This window comes from Aliiroseovarius sp. M344 (genome assembly GCF_025140835.1).
Taxonomy (GTDB): domain Bacteria; phylum Pseudomonadota; class Alphaproteobacteria; order Rhodobacterales; family Rhodobacteraceae; genus Aliiroseovarius.
In genome coordinates this window covers 845,054-862,962 of the sequence record NZ_CP081153.1, presented here as the reverse complement: position 1 = coordinate 862,962, position 17,909 = coordinate 845,054, and the positions used below count along the sequence as shown (strand labels likewise).

The following is a 17,909-nucleotide window of genomic DNA, read 5'->3' as shown; positions in this document are numbered from 1 at the left end:
ATTCTATTTGCTTCGAAGGTGCGGGCACCTGTCCCGGCCCGCATCGATGCAAATGGAATCCGCCCCGGTCTTTGTGCCCTGCGCGCAGCGACATTCAAGCTGGCGCTGCGCGCGTGAGCATGGACCGATTGAGGGTGACTGCGCCCCACAGCGTCACCCCTTAACCGCGCCGGCGGTCAGGCCGCCGACAATCTGGCGCTGGAAGAATAGGACCATCAGGAACAAAGGTGCCGTCACCGAGACAACCGCAGACACAGCGAACATCACATTGCCCTTGGTCTGCGTGGTGCCAAGGAAGCTGTTGATCTTAGGTATCATAGTTTGGTTTTCTTTCGACAGCAGCATCGTTGTGACCGCAAAGTCATTGTACGCCAGCAAAAAAGAGAACAGGCCCGTGGTAATCACCCCCGGCCACATCACCGGAATGATCACGTTGCGAAACGCCTGAAAACGGGTGCAGCCATCAACCATTGCGCTTTCATCCAGTTCGGCCGGAATGTTTTTGAAAAACGAGTGCAGCATCCACAGCGTGAAGGGCTGGTTGATCGCGACCAGCACGATGATGGTTGTCGCGGTGTGCCCCCAAAGGTTCCATTGGAAAAACACCGGCAGATAACCCGACACCAGTGTGATCGGCGGCATTGCGCGGAAAATCAGAGCTGCCAGCAGGAACCAGAACGCATAGCGATAAGTCGACCGGGCCAGCGCGTAGCCGCCAAGTGTGCCAAGCGTCAGGGAAATCGAGACCACGAAAATACAGACGATCACTGAATTCAGCGCGGCGCGCCAGAACTCTTCCTGCACCCAAGCCCCATAGTAGCCGTCGCCTGTAAATCGGCCTCCAGTTTCGGCTTGCGTCAGGGTTCCCTTTAAGGCGTTTGCCCAGTCGGCTTTTGAAAAGAAGTCACCTTCCACCTTGAAGGACCCCCAAAGCGTCCAAAGGAACGGAAAGGCAGCCAGGATCATCCAGATCGCCAGAACGGCGACGACCAGAAACGTAATGGCGGGGGGCTGGCGTTTTAATTTGCTAGACATGTTTCACCTATTTCCGATCGAATTCGCGCCACGTGCGCACAAGGACTGGTGACAACAGAATGGCCACACCGAGAATTGTCAGAACCGAGGTCGCGGCTGCGGACGAAAGCTGTCGGGTTTCCCCACCAAGGTCGTTGTAGATCGCCCAACTGAGCGAGGTCGCATGCGCGCTGGCAGCAAAACTGACGATCGGCTCAAACACTCTGAAATTATCCATCAGCTGCATCAGCGCGATGAAAGTTGTGAGCGGCAACAGATGCGGGATGATCACATGGCGGATTTGTAGCCAGCGGTTGGCCCCGTCGACCCGAGCGGCTTCCAATGTGTCCTGATTTACGGATTGCAGACCCGCGTAATAAACGATGAAGGCAAAGGGCACGGCATGCCACACGCCATAGACCATCAGCATGATCCACATCATCGGCGTCGACGCTTTGACGGATAAGTCCGGGTCGCCTGCCAGATATTGTAGCGTGGTCCCGATGATGCCACGCGCGTCTACCATCCAAAATAGGATCAAAGCGCCGACCAACGGGGTAATCATCATTGGCAAAAGTGAGAAGAATATCAGCATACCGCGCAACCGTTTGGCCGCACCGTTGACGGCGACGGCGACGATAAAGCCAAGAACGATCATCAAAGGTGTTACGACGAAGGTAAAGGTGAGTGTGAAGCCTATCGCTTTATAGAACGGCAAGTTCAACATCTGCGCCCCGAAATCGCGCCAGCTGTTGGTTCTGTTCCAAGTGGAGCTGACTTCACTCGTCGCGAGGTGGTTTCGATCCAGATACGTTTTGAAACCCGCAAACTGTCCCAGAGGCTGGGCTTCTTTCAAAGCGGCCGTTGCCTCTTGGTCGATTGTCGTAGATTCCTTGCACCCGAACAAATCGCAAGTTTCGACTGTTTTAATGACCTGCTCATGCTCAACATGGAACGATTGAACAATTACCGAAATGATCGGAAAAAAGATAAACAGCAGCATCGCCAATGCCGATGGCAGAACAAACCAAAAGAACGATCTATGCTTCATTGTCCATTTGCCCCCGGGCGTTCTGTGGTGATGCTTGGGATATCCGGGGCAGTCGGAGCCGCCCCGGACCAGTTGAAATTCCTTACTGAAGGAAACCCTTTTCTTTTGCGGCGGCTGTATAGGCGGCTTCTGCGTCGGCGAGTGCTTGTTCTGCGGACTCCTTACCCAACAGGAAGTCAGCCAGGTTATCACCCAAAGCGGTATGAAGCAGGCCCATGTATGGCAACATCGGGTATGATCTGGTTCCGGCGGCAATGGCGGCAAATACACCATCGTTTACCGGTGCCGGCGTGTAGCCTTCGATCATCCAGACGGCCTGGCTCATCGTTTCGTCGTTCAGGATTGCCGGGCTTGTGCCGTGCTTCATCGCCAGAAATGTCGCAACCGCGTCGTCATCCGAAACATTTTTGGCCACAGTCCAACCGTCCCACCACAGGGTCGAGGCTGGGGTTGAACCGCCACCGACGGTTAGCGGCGGGCCGACTGTGATGTTGGAATAGACTTGCTCTTCGGCACCTTCGGCATCCATCAGGTTGCCCATGCGCGAGCCCCACATGTTCATCAGCATGACATTTCCTGCTTCCATCTCGGCGCCTGTGGCGTTTGAATCATGGGTTAGGAAATCGGGGTTCATATAGGCGGTCAGCGCTTTCATCATCTCAAGCGCGGCAACACCTTGTTCGTTGTTGATCGCAACTTCAGCAGAGCCGGGAACGAAGAACTCGCCACCGTGCCCGGTGTACATGTTCACGAACTCTTCAGCGAGGTTCCAGCCAGCTGCATAAGCACCGCCAACGGGATACTGGCTGATACCAGCTGCGCGGATTTTTTCAGCCGCTGCCAGTACGTCTTCGTATGTAGAGGGTACATCTGCGCCAATCTCTGCAAGAACATCCTTGCGATAAGCCAGCGTCTGAGCGTTCGCCATGAAGGCCACTGCCATCACTTTACCGCCAATTGTGATCAACTGGTTTTTCGGTATGTCCTGCCCGTATTCTGCAACCAGGTCATCAAGCGGACGAATGACATCTTCATTCATCAAAGCGACAACCGATGAGTTGGCGATGATGGCGCTGGAATATTCTGCGGGATTGCCTTGCATACCAGCAACATTGATCTTCTGGTGGTCAGCGGTCAGGTTTGATTTCACCTCACCACCGGTGCATTGTGCTGCGCCATTGGCAACCGTGTGAATGGCAGGAAATTCGTTACCAACAATACTGACATTGCCGGGAATTTCACATTCCGCCAAAGCCGAGCCGGCCATTAAGGCCAAACCACTGGCCAGTGCTGCGTGTTTCAGAAACATTTCGTCTCTCTCCCTGTTTGGATGGATGCACCTTCGAAGACTGCATCCTGTTGTCCCGCCATGCGGGAGGTTGCGAGGGCGCTAGCCCCCAATGCGTTCACCTGTTTCAGCATCGAACAGGTGACAGTGGTCTTTGTGAACTTGGATGGACACCGCATCGTCGATGTCGGCGCGGAACAATTTGTCGGCCTTCACGCTGACCAACGCGCCACTGATACGGACCGACACCATGGTGGCATCGCCCAAAAGCTCCATCGTGTAGATGGGAGCGTTGATCTCACCGCCGCTTTCAACCACATTTGCGTCTTCAGCCCGAAAGCCAAGCGTGACCTTGCCATCTGGACCTTTCAGACCGGAAATCTCTGTATTCTTGGCGCGGAACACGCCGTCTTTCATCTCGCCATCCACAAGGTTCATCGCCGGGCTTCCAATGAAGCTGGCGACAAATGCGTTTGCGGGGGTGTCATAGATCTCGGTCGGGCTGCCAACTTGTTGAACCACGCCTTGTTTCATCACGACAACACGATCCGCCAGAGTCATCGCTTCAATTTGGTCGTGGGTCACATAGATGGTTGTCACAGCCAGTTCGTGGCTGAGGTTCTTGATCTGCGCGCGGGTCGAAACACGCAGTTTCGCGTCAAGGTTCGACAGTGGTTCGTCCATCAAGAAGACATTGGGTTCACGCACAATCGCACGAGCAAGTGCGACACGCTGACGTTGCCCACCAGACAGTTCCGCCGGTTTGCGATGCAGGAACTCATCCAGCTCGACCATCGCGCTGGCACGGCGGACTTTTTCATCATGAGAGCTAGGATCGATCCCGCGCACTTTCAGAGGGAACCGGATGTTTTCATAAACGTTCATGTTCGGGTAAAGCGCATAGCTTTGGAACACCATCGCCACATCACGGTCTTTCGGCTCCAGATCATTGACCCGCTCGCCATCGACCAAAATGTCACCTTCGGTGGCGTCCTCAAGGCCTGCAATCATCCGCATGGTTGTGGTCTTGCCGCAGCCAGACGGCCCCAACAAAACCAGGAATTCTTTGTCGGCAATCGTCAGGTCAAAGTTGTCGACACCGACGAATGCCCCCCAGCGCTTGGATATATTGCGCAGTTGAATTTCTGCCATGGTTCCCCCCGGGCGGAATCGTTTGCATACGTTTGCAATATGCTAGACTCGGGTGCGGCGTTTTGGCAATGTATTTTTGCAAACGTATGCAAAACTGACACGAGCAAGGTAAAAAAACAAATGGGCGACATCTTCTTTCAGGCTGAAAAACAACTGGTTAGGGATTACAACGCCCAACTAGACGCAGCCTCGGTTGACGACATGAAAGCAGTGCAAGAACGTTTCATCGCACCCAAATACCTTTGGCGCGGCTTTCACCCGTTCCACGAGATTCGTGATCCCCAGAACGTTGTGGATCGGTTCTGGAGTCCACTCAAGATTGCTCTAACCCACATGCAACGCCGCATCGATGTGTTTATGGCAGGTGAGAATTCCATCGAGGGTCACGGTGGCGTCTGGGTTGTTTCTATGGGTCATCTGATGGGGCTTTTCGATCAACCATGGTTGGGCATTCCACCCACAGGCAAAATTGCCATGCTGCGTTATTGTGAATTTCATCGGGTCGAAGGTGGCAAGATCACAGAAACAGCGATGTTCTTCGATATTCCTCATTTGATGATGCAAGCAGGACTCCAACCATTCCCTCCGCAAACAGCGGCACATCTGGTGCAGCCCGGCCCGATGACTCATGACGGCCTCATGTATGACGAGCAAGACCCTAAAGAGGGTCACAAGACGCTGGCCGCCATCGACCATATGGTAAATGACATCAAGACATGGCGCGGTGGTGTTGAGGAACCTCTGGTCGACGAATTACGCCGTAGTTGGAACGAGGATATGATCTGGTGGGGGCCCGCCGGGATTGGCGCGACATACACGATCGAACGATATGCCCAGCAGCACTCTGGACCCTTCCGCGCGGGCCTGAAGGACCGGACTTTTAATGGCCATATCTGCCGTATCGCCGAAGGCCACTATGGCGGATTCTTTGGCTGGCCGAACCTGACACTCACACCGTCCGGGGGCTTCATGGGTATGCCGGCCACAGGAAAACCCGGCGACATGCGGGTGATTGATATCTATCGGCGCGATGGCGACAAACTCACCGAGAACTGGATTTTCATCGACCTTCTGCACTTTTGGAACATGCAAGGTATCGACGTGCTGGCTCGCACAACCGGCATTTCTGCAAGACAAGAAACCGGCGCAAACGGGGCCACAAAATGATCGACGCGCATCATCCCCTGTGGGACTTATCCGCTGTTTACTATCCGTGGCTCATAGCACGCGGAGTGAAGCGGTTCTTTGGCGACCCGACACCTATACAACGCGACTATCTGTTGGATGAGTTCCGTGCTGACGCATCTCCCCTCGGCTTTACGGGTTCGGTGCATATTCAGGTTGGTGCGGAAGATGGTTTGGCCGAAGCCCGCTGGGTTCAATCTGTGGCTGACGCCAACCCGGATTGGCCGATGAAACAGGTGGTGTTCTGTGATCTGACTGCGCCTGATCTGAACCAGAAACTGGATGCGTTTCAACATCTGCCGTCGGTGGTCGGCGTGCGCCAGATCGTCGGGCGCGCACCCGAAGAGGACGCGGCAACTGGGACGAACGACCTGCTGGACAATCCCAAATTTGCGGAGGGGTTGCGAGAGACTGGTGCCCGCGGGTTGAGTTTTGATCTGCAGTTGATCCCCGAACTGATGGGGAAAACAGCGAAGGTTTTGGAGAAATCGCCCGAAACCAAGGTCGCGTTGTGTCACGCGGGGTCTCCACATGACCGGTCAGCCCAAGGACTAGTTTACTGGGCCGAGCAATTGCAGCACCTCTCGGCCTTACCGCACGTGTACTGCAAACTCTCCGGCCTAGGGATGTTCGATTACAATTGGACGACCGAAAGCATTCGGCCGATCGTGGAAACCTGCCTGGAGCAGTTCGGCGCAGACCGCTGCATGTTTGGGTCGAATTTCCCGGTGGACAAACTCTATTCGGACTATGCAGCGGTCGTCGACTCATGTCGTAGAATCGTATCCCAATCACATCAAAACTTAGTGTTTAGAGAAACAGCTGCGTGTTTCTATTCGTTTTCGTAGGGCTCATGAAAAGCCGACTTTAGCTTTTTACGGCGAAGGTCTGGAACGCCCCGCAATTATTTGGTTATTCATGCACCACGCAGCGAATTTCCGGTTTCGGCGGCGACAGGCTGGAAGATGTTATCGCTGCGACCAATCCAATGGTCGCTTAGGACCGCCCTGCGTTCCTTGATCCATGACGCGGCTAAAGGCTGCTTCGATCACATAGCGGAAGTATCAGATCTGTGCTGCGTGCGCTCGCAGCACAGAGATTTCTGCATTTGCGGAAATCTTGATGCGGCGTTGCAGTGGAACAACCAGCCATTCAGCAGACAAAGCAGTGTCTGAAGCTGGTCGCACGCGCTGACCTGTGCCCGGGAACTCTGATCGTTCGTTTGAGCCTGAACGAACTCGCTCGGGCCCAGGAATGTGATGCAACCCGGATCAACACAGAAGAGCTAACACTCACATTGCCCATTCCGAATGCGCCGCCGGGGCGTCGAGTTGAAACTGCACTTGGGTGAGGCTTCACCCGAGGTCGACCGGACGCTTGTACAAAACATCGTAAATGCTCAGAAGTGGTTGGCGGAGATTATTGACGGGAAGACATTCACCGAGATCGCAGAAGCGGACGGCGTATCGAAGCGCTGGGTGCAGGATGTTGTCGATCTCGCAACGCTTGCACCGGACATCCTTGACGCTATCGCCAGTGGCGAACAGCCGGACGGCCTGACCTCAGATTACCTCATCAAAACTGGTATTCCGACCTCATGGGCTGAGCAGCGCGAACAGTTCGCGCAACTGTAAATCGGCAAGCCCCAAAATCTTCCAAACTCGTACCGCCGGAATGGCAATCAGAGACTGCGGCCTGAAATCAGCCATATTTGTCTGCAAATCCGTGTCTCTCACTGAAATCCGGTTCCGCAAGCGTCGGAAAACACGCGACAATAGCGCGGCAACCTCTCGACGTCTGGAATCAGGGAAGTGTCTGGCTGGGGTGGTAGGATTCGAACCTACGGTACACGCTACCAAAAAGCGTTGCCTTACCACTTGGCTACACCCCAACTGTGCGCGCTTTCCTAGCCAAAGCCAATCCGGGACGCAACCCCAAATTAGTGGATTCTTTCTCAGAAACAAACCGCAATATCATGCGGCGTTGCAGTCGGATGATCGCTTCGCTACAAAGTCTCGTCCTGACAAAGAAACTACTCTCGCACTAATCCTGAAATGTCTGATCATAAGCGCCGATCATCGGCTCCTCGCACAGGATGTTGTCGATGTCAGCGAAGATGGCGCGAAGGTCGGCCTTGCCGGTGAAACTTTCGCAAACGACGACAAGATTGGGGGTGTTTGAGGACGCTCGAACAAGCGCCCAAGCGCCGTCTTCTAGCTGAACACGCGCGCCATTAATGGTTTGTATGTTTGCGATTTTTCGGCCCGCAATTAGGTCACCGCGAGTTTGGATCTGCCGAAACCTCTCTATCAAATGCTTGATCACCTGATACTTCTGATCGTCCGGACAGGCTGGGGAGAGGGTTGGGGAGTTCCAGCTTGGTTGAAGCTCCTCTACCAGCGCTGCGAGGGTTTTGGCAGCGTGGTGATCCATCAATTTGCAGAGCTCGACAATAGCACGCAAACCGCAGTCATAGCCGCGCCCAATCGGAGCCCCAAAGTAAAAATGGCCCGACTTCTCGAAAGCGGCCAGCGCGCCCGTATCCTTCAGCCGTTGCTTCACAAAACTATGGCCAGTCTTGCCGTATTCGACCACTGCATTGTGAGACGACAGGACAGGGTCGGTCGTGAAAAGGCCGGTGGATTTTACGTCCACTAGGAACCGCGCGCCTGGCTTCTCTCCCGCCAAGTTACGTGCCAACACCAGCCCCAATTTGTCAGCAAAAACAGGGTTCCCTGCATCATCAACGACGCCGATCCGGTCACCATCACCGTCCAGGCCCACACCGAAATCGGCCGCGCTTTCCCGGACAGCCGCGCCTATATCACTGAGCATTTCAACGGCTTCTGGATTCGGGTTGTAGTTCGGGAAACTGTGATCCAGCACACAATGCCGCTCGATCACCTCTATACCCAGCCGCCGCAGCAGGTCAGGCGCGAAGGCTCCGGCTGTTCCGTTGCCCGTGGCACAGACCACGCGAAGCGGACGCCTAATCGATATGCCATAAACCAGATCCTTCAGGTAGGCTTCTTTCACACCCTCCACAGACTCGATCTTTCCACCTTCGGAACGGCGGAAATCTTGTGCCAGGACGATGTTCTTTAGCTCCATCATCGCGTCAGAGCCATGTGTGCAAGGGTCGTCAAATCCGACCTTAATACCTGCCCAACCATTTGGATTGTGGCTGGCCGTCACCATCGCAACTGCGCCGACATTCAGGTGGGACCGCGCAAAATAGGCCATCGGTGATAAGCTCATGCCAATATCGAGGACATGTGCCCCGGCTTGAATCAATCCATCCGACAGCGCATTTTTCACGGCAGTGGAATAGCTTCGATAGTCATGCCCGACGATTATCTGCGGCCCCTTGCCGTGGCGCATCAGCTGTGTCCCAAGGCCAAGGCCAACCGCCTGCAAGCCAATCAGATCAATGTCGTCAGGATAACGCCAGCGAGCGTCGTATTCACGAAAACCGCTGGGGCATAAGCGCATTGTCATCTCTGCAATGGTCTTTCCTTGGCCAGTCGGTCAAAAGCCGCCAGATCGGCAACCAATTGCGCCATCTGGTCCAAAGGGATCATATTCGGCCCATCAGACGGTGCATTGTCCGGATCTGGATGGGTTTCGATGAACACACCTGCAATGCCGATCGCGACGGCCGCGCGCGCAAGGACCGGCGCAAACTCCCTCTGGCCACCAGACGAAGCCCCCTGCCCGCCCGGCATTTGCACTGCGTGGGTCGCGTCCATGATCACGGGAAAACCCGACGCCGCCAATTGCGGCAAAGCGCGCATATCTGTGACAAGGGTATTGTAGCCGAAAGAGGTACCCCGTTCGGTCAACATCACTTGCGAATTACCAGATCCGGTGATTTTCCCGACCGCGTGGTCCATGTCCCAAGGGGCAAGAAACTGGCCCTTCTTGACGTTGATCGGTTTACCAGCTTTGGCAGCGGCCACCAGAAGATCGGTTTGCCGGCACAAAAAAGCTGGGATTTGAAGGACGTCGACGACGCTTGCGACTTCTGCACATTGTTCTGGCAAATGCACATCCGTCAGAACTGGTACTCCCACCTGCTCCCTCACCGCCGCGAGAACCTGAAGACCTTCTTCCAGTCCAAGCCCCCGCTGCCCAGACAGAGAGGTTCGGTTGGCCTTGTCGAAAGACCCTTTAAAGACATAGCCGACGCCGCAACCCTCGCAGATGCGCGCCATCTTTTCGGCGATCATCATAGCATGCTCCTGCCCTTCCAATTGGCAGGGCCCCGCTATGATTGTTAACGGGCGGGTGTTGCCGATCCGCACTTTTCCAACGGCCACATCCGTCATATCAGGACGAAACCTGTTCGCGCAGGATCGACGCTGTAATCGACGCCATCAGGTAAAGACCGGAAAAAATCAGAAACGCTAGCAATGTGTTCTCAAACGATCTTGGATAGGTCGGTTCGTCTGGTGCGACCGGGCGCACGCCAAGCTCCAGATAGCGGGTTTGCTTGTTGGCTTCGATCCGCGCGTTTTCCAGCTGCTGCAACGATTGCTGCATCAACATAGTGCGCGTTTCCAGATTGGTTTGTGCAATGCGCAATCGACCACTGATCGAGGCCAGAGATCCGTTTGCACCACCTGTCTCGGTCAACTTCCCGCGCAATTCCGCAATCAGCGTTTCAAGCCTACCGATATCACCCCTCAGGCCGGCCACACGCGCTTGGTTGGGCCGTGTGTTGTCCAAGAGCTGCTGTAACGACAATCGTTTTTCCTGCAGCTGGCCTTCAAAACCAGTGATTTGCGTCATCAAGGCCGACGCATCAGAGTTCGCATCAAAAACGCCCATATCTTCCTGCAGCCGCAACACTTCCGCCTGCGCATCAAGCATGTCGCGTTCAGCCTTTTCGTAGCTGGAAACTGCGCCCTCCATCTGATCCTCGCGCAAGCGCTGAGTCAGGTTATCAACGCGTTCTTCAGCATATGAAATCAACACCTCTGAGAACTGGGCGCTTTGCGCTGGCGAAGGTGCGACGACCTCCATCTTAACGATGCCTTCGGTTGGGTCGAAGCCGATTTTCACGTTCTTCTTATAGAGCTTATATGCGTCTTCATTGGAGGCGTCATCGTCAAGGCGCTGGATTGAATCAATGTTTGCGTCTGAAAAGACCGACTTGTAGCCGATATCGTCGTCCAGTCTGCGCATTGCATCACGCGACGTCAGGTAGCTTTGCACCGTTATGCTATCTTGCGACGTGGCCAGACCCGAGCCTGCAAAAAGGCTGCCCAAGCCGCTGCTACCGGACCCATCCGCTTTCTGGATCACGAATTCAGTTTTGGTCGCGTACATTGGCGTCGCATAGTTGTAATAATAGAGTCCAGCGATGAATGTCGGAAGTAAGATAAAGAATGCCAGGCGCGCAAATAGCAAGCGGAGGTTTCTGCGGCGACGGCGGACAATATCCAGCTGGATCTCGCGGACTGTCCGAGCACGGTCTGCTTCGTCATAGACATGGTTCGCCGGTAGGTTTGGCATCGATCGAGCCTGCGGCAGGTTTGCAGACGGTTTGTCCGAGGTCCGACCCCGCCCATCTGCCCCCACAAGTTCCAGCATGTTAGAGCGTTTAAACGGGTCCACCCCGGCCTGTCGAAGCTTGTACACAGCTTCAAAATCGGTCTCGATTTCGATGCCGTGTTTTTGCGCAACGCGTCGGGCCATTCGCAATTGGCGACCAGTCAGACCCTCTTGCCGAATTGCATCGATTGCTGCCTCCATATCATCGCCTGAAGATGCGCCCTGAGAACGGCTTTTTTCAACAAACCCCGTTTTGGGGAAACCATCTTCGGAAACGGATTGAGCCTGCTCTTCCAACGGATTTGGCGTACGCGGGGTTGCATCAGCTGGGGTTGGATTGGCATTCTGAGCCTCAGCCCTCACCCGCTGCGCAAAAACATCGTTGTTTGACAGCGCGGCATCCGATTGGCGGACCCGCGAGGTTCGGCTTATGCGAAATTTTTTAGCCTTGGGTTTGGTAGTCATAAAGCCGTTTCGCTTCTTCCAAAGTTTCAAACATATAGAACTGGCCATCCTTAAGAACCGCCGCAGACTGGCAGAACTTCTCAAGTGTCTCTGCTTGGTGCGAGACAATGATCACCGTGGATTTCGTCAACCTGTCGCGCAGCACATCCCCGGCCTTTCGGTTGAACTGCGCATCGGTGCTTTGTGGCATGCCCTCGTCGATCAGGTAAATGTCAAAGTCCAGTGCCAGCAACAGCGCGAATGAGAACCGTCCGCGCATACCCGCGCTGTAGGTTGCCACGGGAAAATCGTAATATTCCTCGAGCTCGCACAGCCATCTGGTAAACGCTTCGATGTAATCCGGGTCCAAACCATAGATTTTGGCAAGGTAACGGGCGTTTTCTTTGGCTGACAGCCGTCCGATCACACCGCCCATAAAGCCCAATGGAAAGGAAATTCGGCACCCACGACGTATTTCACCTTCGTCCGGCTTTTCGAGCCCTGCAATCATATTGATCAGCGTCGTCTTGCCCGTTCCGTTGGGTGCTAGAATGCCCAACGAATTGCCCAGCTCAACGCGAAAGGACACATCGTCAAGAATGACCTTGCGTTGCTGTCCCGTCCAGAAGGACTTGCTGACATTGTTGAACTCGAGCATTTGGTGCTCCGACACTGCTTTCGTTTATCGCTAATAAACTAGCTTTCTTAACGTAGCGCTATAATCGCCTACTTAGGCATCATTATGTCGAACTCCAGCGCGAGACATCAATGGAGTGCCCCATTTGTTGGGGAAATTGTCCAAACTTGTCCCCTAAAACCGCTTCCATGATGCGCTGTCCGACCCGGAAGCTAGTGTGACTGGACACCAGCCGCAGCGCTAGCCTTCCTGTTTTTGCACTTTTAACAACTTTCCCGCTGCAAACGACAGGATTACCGCGCCGAAGCTAAACAGGGCACCCATTTTGGCTGCATCCTGAATTGGTCCCGGAGAAAATGCCACCGAGGCAACGAAGAGTGAAACGGTGAAACCAATGGCTGCCACGAAGCCGATAACGATCAAATCGATGGTGCGCATACCTGCTGGCAATCCAAGTCCCATCGGGTGCGCCGCGAGCCATCCCATGCAGAAAATACCCACGGGCTTGCCAACGACCAGCCCGGCCAAAACCAACCAAGTGGCTTCAGATATCGCGCCAAACTCGACGCCAGCATTCAGCAGCCCGAAGAAAAATAGAACGATGTCTACGGGTATGGCCAAACCGTGTTCCATTTGGTTCAGGGTGTCCGTCAGGTATTTCTCAGCCTCGGCAAACAGGCCAAATGCACGATCTGCATGAGGAATAGCCGGGATGACTGGCAACAAACCCAAAGCTGGGTGGATACCTGCTTGGGCGAATGCAAACCAGCTTAGACATCCCGCAACGGCGTAAGGATACCAGCCCAACTTCTTGCGCACCCATGTCGAACGAGGGCGTAATTGGTTTCCGCGATCAAGACGGCGCGGCATCCAGTTGAACACCAAGAAGGTCGCAGCTGAGGCAATGACCGACAACAGAAGCCACAATGGTGCCAGTTCGCCAGATGGGTAAAAAATCGCCAGAATGATCAGGCCAGCAGCGTCATCTGCGATAGCCAGCAACAACAGGAACCGAACGGCGGGGTGACCTGCGCCGAAGACCAGACGCCCGACCAGATAGCTGAAGGCGATATCGGTTGCGGTCGGAATAGCCCAACCGCGCGACACCGCATCAAAGGTTGTGGATCCGAGGAAATAGGCAATGCCCAGATACACGGCGATGGGACCCAGCATACCGCCTGCAGTCGCCACCAGCGGCGTCGCTGCTTTCTTGCCGCGCAACGACCCGTTTTCGAGGATCACTGCTTCCCAGACCTCTTTGCCTGCGATGGCGAAGAACAACGCCATTAGCATGTCGTTGATCAGATAGTGGAATGTCACCACACGCTCGATATCACCGTATTCGAAATGATGCGCGACCTCGCCGTATGCGTGCTCCCAATGGCCGATATCAATGCCGATCCAGCTGTTAAACCACAGCGGGTATTCGACAACATGATGATAAGAATGGGGATCGATATTGGCCCAGATCAGCGCGAGAATGGCCCCGCTGATCAGGAGGATCGAGTAAGTCGTGACAAAATTCCACACGCGATACATGAGATGCCCCGTCCAGTTCTTTCTAAACCAACCGGTTGCGTCTTGGCGCAAACCCGCAAGACGCAACCGTAATGTTTGTTAATTTCTGGAAATACTGCAACTGATGGCAAACAACAATGGTCGAGCGTAAGTTGCAGTCTTTAAGCGGGTTTAGGCGATTGCCCCCCAAGTAAGACCAGCTGCGATAGCACCAATAACTGCCAGCACAAGGTAGGCCGCAAAAACCCGTGGTTTGACCAGCGCCCACACAGCTATGGCAGCGGGGATGCAGCTGACACCACCCGCAATTACGAAGGACATTGCCGCGCCGTTGGACATGCCTTGTTCAAGCAATGCAGCAACCATGGGAACAGCGGCATAACCATTCAGATAGGCCGGAGCACCAACAATTGCGGCCAACAAGATCGGCCCAATACCAGAACCACCCAACACCTGCGCCACAAGATCAGCGGGCACATAGCGCAGCATCAACGCCTCGATCATATAAGCCAGCAGCAACCATTTTCCGAGGAAGAGAAGGTTCTCAAGCGCTGTCGCGCGAAATGTTGAGCGCCGCGCTGAGTCGCTCCAGAACTGCCAGTTGACCTCACCAGAATAGATGTCAGCGCCCGATCCGGTGCCACAGCCCGACGACGAACAGCACGCGGCTGCAGGCGCGTTCTTCAGAGGGTCGGCAAACACAGCGGTTTTGGCCATGGCGCGGACGGTGAAGCCGCCGAAAAGGCCGATCGACACAGCCGCAATGGTTTTGGCAACGGCGAAACCTGTGCCCAATGTACCGGCCGTGATGGCGAACATCGCCGGGTCCATCAAGGGCGAGGACAGCCAGAACGCCATGACCGCGCCCAACGGTGCGCCGACAGCCAGCATGGCGGCAATGAAGGGAATAACCTCGCACGAGCAAAACGGCGACAGGCCGCCCGCAAACGCGGCCATAACGATCATGCGCACTTCACGCCCCTCAAACGCTCGGGCGAGCAGGCTTTCAGCCCCGGTTGCTTTGAGGTAGGCGACAGCAAGGATCGCAAACAAGATAAACGGCGCTGTATGCATCAGTGCTGTCAGCGCGAATGTGATCATCGGCCAGACCTCACCCGGCGCAAACACAGCCAGAATGATCGGAATCAGCAAGATTGCGACCCAGGCTTTATCGATCTTCCAGCTTCTCGATGGCGGGTGTGAATGCGTTGTCTCAGCCATGATCGTGGCCCTTTCCGTCCGGGCAATCAGCACAGCATTCAGACAAAAGATAGTCTGACAGCGCGCGCATAACCTCGTATTCAGCAGCCGCGCAGATGATGCTTCGGCCTTGCTTTGCCTGTGTCACCAATCCCGCAGCCGCAAGGATTTTCATATGGTGCGTCAGCGTGGACCCGGTCACCCCGCATCGTTCGCCCAGCGCCCCAATGGGCAAGCCTTCAGGACCCGCGCGCACTAATGTGCGCAGCACCGACAGGCGGTGTTCGGACCCGAGAGCCGCGAATTGAGACGCGGCAATGTCGAGGTTGAGTGGTTCAAGAGAATCGTGTTTCATATTTCTAGAAATATAGAAATGATTGAGGAAGGCAACATTTATTTCGAGAAATCTCGAAATATTGCACGCACGGCGGCTGACCCCTAACTTGCGCCCATGACAAGTTTGACCCGCGACATCGAAGCCTGCCGACTGTGTACGGTCCGCTTCGCCGCCACCGAAACGCGCCATGCGCCGCGCCCAGTGGTCTGGTTCCGGCAGGGGGCATCTGTGCGCGTTATCGGGCAGGCACCGGGCATGCGCGTGCACAAATCGGGCCTGCCTTTTGACGATCCGTCAGGCGACCGATTGCGCGATTGGATGGGGATTGATCGGGACGCCTTTTATGACAAGTCACGCATCGCCATCACGCCGATGGGGTTCTGTTTCCCCGGTTATGATGCGAACGGGTCCGACCTTCCGCCACCCAAGATTTGCGCGGCGACATGGGCAGACCGCGTCGACGCCGCCCTTGCAGATGTCCCGCTGACGCTTTTGGTCGGTGGGTTTGCCCAAGCGCGCCACCTTGGGCGCGCGAAAGGCGTGACAGCAACTGTCGAAGGATGGCGCGATCATGCGCCGCGGCTCTTTCCCTTGCCACATCCATCTTGGCGCAATACGGGATGGCTAAAGAAAAACGCGTGGTTCGAGGCAGAACTGCTGCCGGTCTTAAGGTCCCGCGTCGCTGAACTGCTAAACCACCGAAGTGCCGAGGCCAAAACATGACCGAAACAACCCGCCTTGATGATGCCCATGCCGCAATGGAGGTTGATCTGACCAACGACGCGGCGCGGCTTCGGTTTTATGAGCGCCTCGCGGATGGCGAGTTGTTCATGCTATTGGCCAACGAGCCGGAAGGCGACGACATCACACCGGATGTTTTTGAACTAGAGGGCACCGCCTATGTGCTGGTGTTCGACCGCGAAGATCGGCTGGCCGAATTCGTGGGCTCGCCCGCGCCCTACGCCGCGCTGCCAGGCCGATTGATCGCCTCCATGTTGGCCGGGCAAAAGATCGGCCTGGGGGTCAATCTGGGCGTGGCCCCGTCATCCATCCTGATCCCGGCAGAGGCAATGGCCTGGCTGGCAGACACGTTGAAATCGGGGCCAGAGCAGGTCGAAGCCCGGATTGCCGAGGTCCACAGCCCATCCGCACCTGAGGCGCTGATCGCGGCACTGGATGCCAAGCTCGCTACCGCTGGCGGCCTGGCAAACCATGCGTGTTTGGCGGGTGTCACCTATACAGATGGCCGCAAAGGGCACTTGCTGGGGTTCATTGATGCGGTCACTGGCGCTGAACACGCGCTGGCGGGTGCCGCAAACGAAGCGTTAACCTTCTCTGGCCTCGATGCGGGTGTGATGGATGTGGGGTTTTTTGCAGGCAGCGAACAGGCAGCTGGGAAATTGGCAGCTTTGGGGGTGCGGTTTGACCTTCCCGCTCCCCCAGCCCCAGACCGCGCGACGCCTGTCGCGCCGGGCTCTGACCCGGAAAAACCACCCATCTTGAAGTAACGATACCAAACGCGCACCGCTTGACGATCGACAGCAAAACGAAAGGGCGCGCAAGACCGCGCCCAATCATGTTGCGTTTCTAAAAGCGCTTAGCCGCGTTTCCAGAGCCACATGGCGTTGTTTTCGTGATTGCCGGTGTCTTCACCAATCACCACAGACCCATCACGCCGCACGATCAGGTTATCGGGGTTGGACAACGATCACACCGGACAAGCATTTGGCTGGTTATCTTTGTTAAGCCCATGACCTGCGACAACGGGTGACATCGCCTGCACGTCGAAGTCAGCCTCCAACTTCAATTCATAGACCGCGCCGCAATTGTTGGCTTCAAGGCGAACCGATCCTTCGCCATCCGCCATCGATTTGCCGATCGCAGACATGGCCAAATACATAAATGGAACCAAGCCATCTTTGGCGACATCATAGTTGATGTTGGCACCTTCCATCTTGTTGAACTCGGCGGTCGCACTGTCGGCAGCGTTGCTCTCATCCCGTTGGGTCATCTTCTGCGGGGGTCAGTGACGTGGCAGCTAGCAGTCAAGCGAGCGTCTTTTTCATATGGGTTCTCCAGGTTAGAGCATTACGCGCTCTTAGACGCGAATGCTCGCCAGCTAAGACCCCAGTGTGACAACGCCAAAACAGTCTTGTGACAGTCATGCGAAGCCCGCCGGACCCATTAGGGCAGACGGGTTTGAGGGTATCACGTTAAGAGTTACCCTTTGGTCTTTTTCTTCTCAAGCGCATCCAAACGGGCTTTCAGCGCGTCGTTTTCCTCGCGCGCTTTTTGCGCCATAGCACGCACCGCGTCGAATTCTTCGCGGGTGACGAAATCGCGGTCGGCCAGCCAGCGGTCCATCCAACTTTTCATCGCGGTCTCGGCTTCATCCTTTGCGCCTTGGGCCACGCCCATCGCATTGGTCATCAATTGGGACATATCGTCCAGAATTTTGTTGCGCGTCTGCATCGGCATCTCCTCGCTTGTTGCCTCCTATATGGGGATTTGCGCAGGCAGAGACAAG

18 protein-coding genes and 1 tRNA gene are annotated in these 17,909 nt (G+C 55.5%); 5 read left to right on the top strand and 14 right to left on the bottom strand.

The window, feature by feature from the left end; genetic code table 11:
• Positions 1-153: 153 nt before the first annotated feature.
• The 4 genes from K3556_RS04235 to K3556_RS04220 all read right to left on the bottom strand — a co-directional run bounded on the left by K3556_RS04235 (position 154) and on the right by K3556_RS04220 (position 4,505).
• Positions 154-1,035, bottom strand: coding sequence for a carbohydrate ABC transporter permease (locus K3556_RS04235; RefSeq protein WP_260518485.1), 882 nt, complete (start codon positions 1,033-1,035; stop codon positions 154-156).
• 7 nt (positions 1,036-1,042) lie between these two features.
• Complete coding sequence (locus K3556_RS04230) at positions 1,043-2,065, bottom strand: carbohydrate ABC transporter permease (RefSeq protein WP_260518484.1); 1,023 nt, start codon at positions 2,063-2,065, stop codon at positions 1,043-1,045.
• Positions 2,066-2,147: 82 nt separating this feature from the next.
• The gene (locus K3556_RS04225) at positions 2,148-3,374 is read right to left on the bottom strand and encodes an extracellular solute-binding protein (protein ID WP_260518483.1); all 1,227 of its coding nucleotides are present in this window, start codon (positions 3,372-3,374) and stop codon (positions 2,148-2,150) included.
• A gap of 81 nt (positions 3,375-3,455) precedes the next feature.
• Positions 3,456-4,505, bottom strand: a complete 1,050-nt coding sequence (locus K3556_RS04220) for an ABC transporter ATP-binding protein (protein WP_260518482.1) — start codon at positions 4,503-4,505, stop codon at positions 3,456-3,458.
• Between the two features lie 120 nt (positions 4,506-4,625).
• Here K3556_RS04220 and K3556_RS04215 point away from each other — a divergent pair, with 120 nt between their 5' ends.
• From K3556_RS04215 to K3556_RS04205, 3 genes are all read left to right on the top strand, one after another.
• On the top strand, positions 4,626-5,672 hold the full coding sequence (locus K3556_RS04215; protein ID WP_260518481.1) for an ester cyclase: 1,047 nt from the start codon (positions 4,626-4,628) through the stop codon (positions 5,670-5,672).
• Complete coding sequence (locus tag K3556_RS04210; RefSeq protein WP_260518480.1) at positions 5,669-6,538, top strand: amidohydrolase family protein; 870 nt, start codon at positions 5,669-5,671, stop codon at positions 6,536-6,538. The genes K3556_RS04215 and K3556_RS04210 overlap by 4 nt, the downstream gene beginning before the upstream one ends.
• A gap of 462 nt (positions 6,539-7,000) precedes the next feature.
• Positions 7,001-7,324, top strand: coding sequence for a hypothetical protein (locus K3556_RS04205; RefSeq protein ID WP_260518479.1), 324 nt, complete (start codon positions 7,001-7,003; stop codon positions 7,322-7,324).
• Positions 7,325-7,506: 182 nt separating this feature from the next.
• Here K3556_RS04205 and K3556_RS04200 read toward each other — a convergent pair.
• From K3556_RS04200 to K3556_RS04165, 8 genes are all read right to left on the bottom strand, one after another.
• Positions 7,507-7,581 (bottom strand) — tRNA-Gln (locus K3556_RS04200).
• Positions 7,582-7,733: 152 nt separating this feature from the next.
• A complete protein-coding gene (locus tag K3556_RS04195) occupies positions 7,734-9,188 on the bottom strand; it encodes a phosphomannomutase/phosphoglucomutase (RefSeq protein ID WP_260518478.1) in 1,455 nt (484 codons plus the stop codon).
• Positions 9,185-10,018 (bottom strand): 3-deoxy-8-phosphooctulonate synthase, encoded by an 834-nt coding sequence (gene kdsA, locus K3556_RS04190; RefSeq protein WP_260518477.1) that lies wholly within the window; start codon positions 10,016-10,018, stop codon positions 9,185-9,187. The genes K3556_RS04195 and kdsA overlap by 4 nt, the downstream gene beginning before the upstream one ends.
• 1 nt (position 10,019) lies before the next feature.
• Positions 10,020-11,711: a capsule biosynthesis protein gene (locus tag K3556_RS04185; RefSeq protein ID WP_260518476.1), complete on the bottom strand. Its 1,692-nt coding sequence runs from the start codon at positions 11,709-11,711 to the stop codon at positions 10,020-10,022.
• On the bottom strand, positions 11,689-12,348 hold the full coding sequence (locus K3556_RS04180; protein ID WP_260518475.1) for an ABC transporter ATP-binding protein: 660 nt from the start codon (positions 12,346-12,348) through the stop codon (positions 11,689-11,691). Before K3556_RS04180 ends, K3556_RS04185 begins: the two co-directional genes overlap by 23 nt.
• A 219-nt stretch (positions 12,349-12,567) precedes the next feature.
• Complete coding sequence (locus tag K3556_RS04175) at positions 12,568-13,866, bottom strand: Na+/H+ antiporter NhaA (protein ID WP_260518474.1); 1,299 nt, start codon at positions 13,864-13,866, stop codon at positions 12,568-12,570.
• Positions 13,867-14,016: 150 nt separating this feature from the next.
• The gene (locus tag K3556_RS04170) at positions 14,017-15,066 is read right to left on the bottom strand and encodes a permease (protein ID WP_260518473.1); all 1,050 of its coding nucleotides are present in this window, start codon (positions 15,064-15,066) and stop codon (positions 14,017-14,019) included.
• A complete protein-coding gene (locus K3556_RS04165) occupies positions 15,059-15,400 on the bottom strand; it encodes an ArsR/SmtB family transcription factor (protein WP_260518472.1) in 342 nt (113 codons plus the stop codon). Before K3556_RS04165 ends, K3556_RS04170 begins: the two co-directional genes overlap by 8 nt.
• 96 nt (positions 15,401-15,496) lie before the next feature.
• Here K3556_RS04165 and K3556_RS04160 point away from each other — a divergent pair, with 96 nt between their 5' ends.
• A complete protein-coding gene (locus tag K3556_RS04160; RefSeq protein ID WP_260518471.1) occupies positions 15,497-16,105 on the top strand; it encodes a uracil-DNA glycosylase family protein in 609 nt (202 codons plus the stop codon).
• Positions 16,102-16,890 carry an SseB family protein gene (locus K3556_RS04155; protein ID WP_260518470.1) on the top strand — a complete coding sequence of 263 codons (789 nt, stop codon included), beginning with the start codon at positions 16,102-16,104 and terminating at the stop codon, positions 16,888-16,890. The genes K3556_RS04160 and K3556_RS04155 overlap by 4 nt, the downstream gene beginning before the upstream one ends.
• Positions 16,891-17,090: 200 nt before the next feature.
• On the opposite strand, the gene K3556_RS04150 is transcribed toward K3556_RS04155, so the two are convergent.
• Both K3556_RS04150 and K3556_RS04145 read right to left on the bottom strand, forming a co-directional pair.
• Positions 17,091-17,393 carry a hypothetical protein gene (locus tag K3556_RS04150; RefSeq protein ID WP_260518469.1) on the bottom strand — a complete coding sequence of 101 codons (303 nt, stop codon included), beginning with the start codon at positions 17,391-17,393 and terminating at the stop codon, positions 17,091-17,093.
• Positions 17,394-17,602: 209 nt separating this feature from the next.
• On the bottom strand, positions 17,603-17,854 hold the full coding sequence (locus K3556_RS04145; RefSeq protein WP_260518468.1) for an accessory factor UbiK family protein: 252 nt from the start codon (positions 17,852-17,854) through the stop codon (positions 17,603-17,605).
• Between the last annotated feature and the right edge of the window lie 55 nt (positions 17,855-17,909).

What these genes read in the sequence shown, in the direction of transcription:
- K3556_RS04210 (WP_260518480.1), top strand. Translation starts at nt 5,669, where the DNA reads ATGATCGACGCGCATCATCCCCTGTGGGACTTATCCGCTGTTTACTAT.
- K3556_RS04235 (WP_260518485.1), bottom strand. Translation starts at nt 1,035, where the DNA reads ATGTCTAGCAAATTAAAACGCCAGCCCCCCGCCATTACGTTTCTGGTC.
- K3556_RS04155 (WP_260518470.1), top strand. Translation starts at nt 16,102, where the DNA reads ATGACCGAAACAACCCGCCTTGATGATGCCCATGCCGCAATGGAGGTT.
- K3556_RS04180 (WP_260518475.1), bottom strand. Translation starts at nt 12,348, where the DNA reads ATGCTCGAGTTCAACAATGTCAGCAAGTCCTTCTGGACGGGACAGCAA.
- K3556_RS04205 (WP_260518479.1), top strand. Translation starts at nt 7,001, where the DNA reads ATGCGCCGCCGGGGCGTCGAGTTGAAACTGCACTTGGGTGAGGCTTCA.
- K3556_RS04150 (WP_260518469.1), bottom strand. Translation starts at nt 17,393, where the DNA reads ATGACCCAACGGGATGAGAGCAACGCTGCCGACAGTGCGACCGCCGAG.
- K3556_RS04170 (WP_260518473.1), bottom strand. Translation starts at nt 15,066, where the DNA reads ATGGCTGAGACAACGCATTCACACCCGCCATCGAGAAGCTGGAAGATC.
- K3556_RS04175 (WP_260518474.1), bottom strand. Translation starts at nt 13,866, where the DNA reads ATGTATCGCGTGTGGAATTTTGTCACGACTTACTCGATCCTCCTGATC.
- K3556_RS04185 (WP_260518476.1), bottom strand. Translation starts at nt 11,711, where the DNA reads ATGACTACCAAACCCAAGGCTAAAAAATTTCGCATAAGCCGAACCTCG.
- K3556_RS04225 (WP_260518483.1), bottom strand. Translation starts at nt 3,374, where the DNA reads ATGTTTCTGAAACACGCAGCACTGGCCAGTGGTTTGGCCTTAATGGCC.
- K3556_RS04165 (WP_260518472.1), bottom strand. Translation starts at nt 15,400, where the DNA reads ATGAAACACGATTCTCTTGAACCACTCAACCTCGACATTGCCGCGTCT.
- K3556_RS04145 (WP_260518468.1), bottom strand. Translation starts at nt 17,854, where the DNA reads ATGCAGACGCGCAACAAAATTCTGGACGATATGTCCCAATTGATGACC.
- K3556_RS04195 (WP_260518478.1), bottom strand. Translation starts at nt 9,188, where the DNA reads ATGACAATGCGCTTATGCCCCAGCGGTTTTCGTGAATACGACGCTCGC.
- K3556_RS04215 (WP_260518481.1), top strand. Translation starts at nt 4,626, where the DNA reads ATGGGCGACATCTTCTTTCAGGCTGAAAAACAACTGGTTAGGGATTAC.
- K3556_RS04230 (WP_260518484.1), bottom strand. Translation starts at nt 2,065, where the DNA reads ATGAAGCATAGATCGTTCTTTTGGTTTGTTCTGCCATCGGCATTGGCG.
- kdsA (WP_260518477.1), bottom strand. Translation starts at nt 10,018, where the DNA reads ATGACGGATGTGGCCGTTGGAAAAGTGCGGATCGGCAACACCCGCCCG.
- K3556_RS04160 (WP_260518471.1), top strand. Translation starts at nt 15,497, where the DNA reads ATGACAAGTTTGACCCGCGACATCGAAGCCTGCCGACTGTGTACGGTC.
- K3556_RS04220 (WP_260518482.1), bottom strand. Translation starts at nt 4,505, where the DNA reads ATGGCAGAAATTCAACTGCGCAATATATCCAAGCGCTGGGGGGCATTC.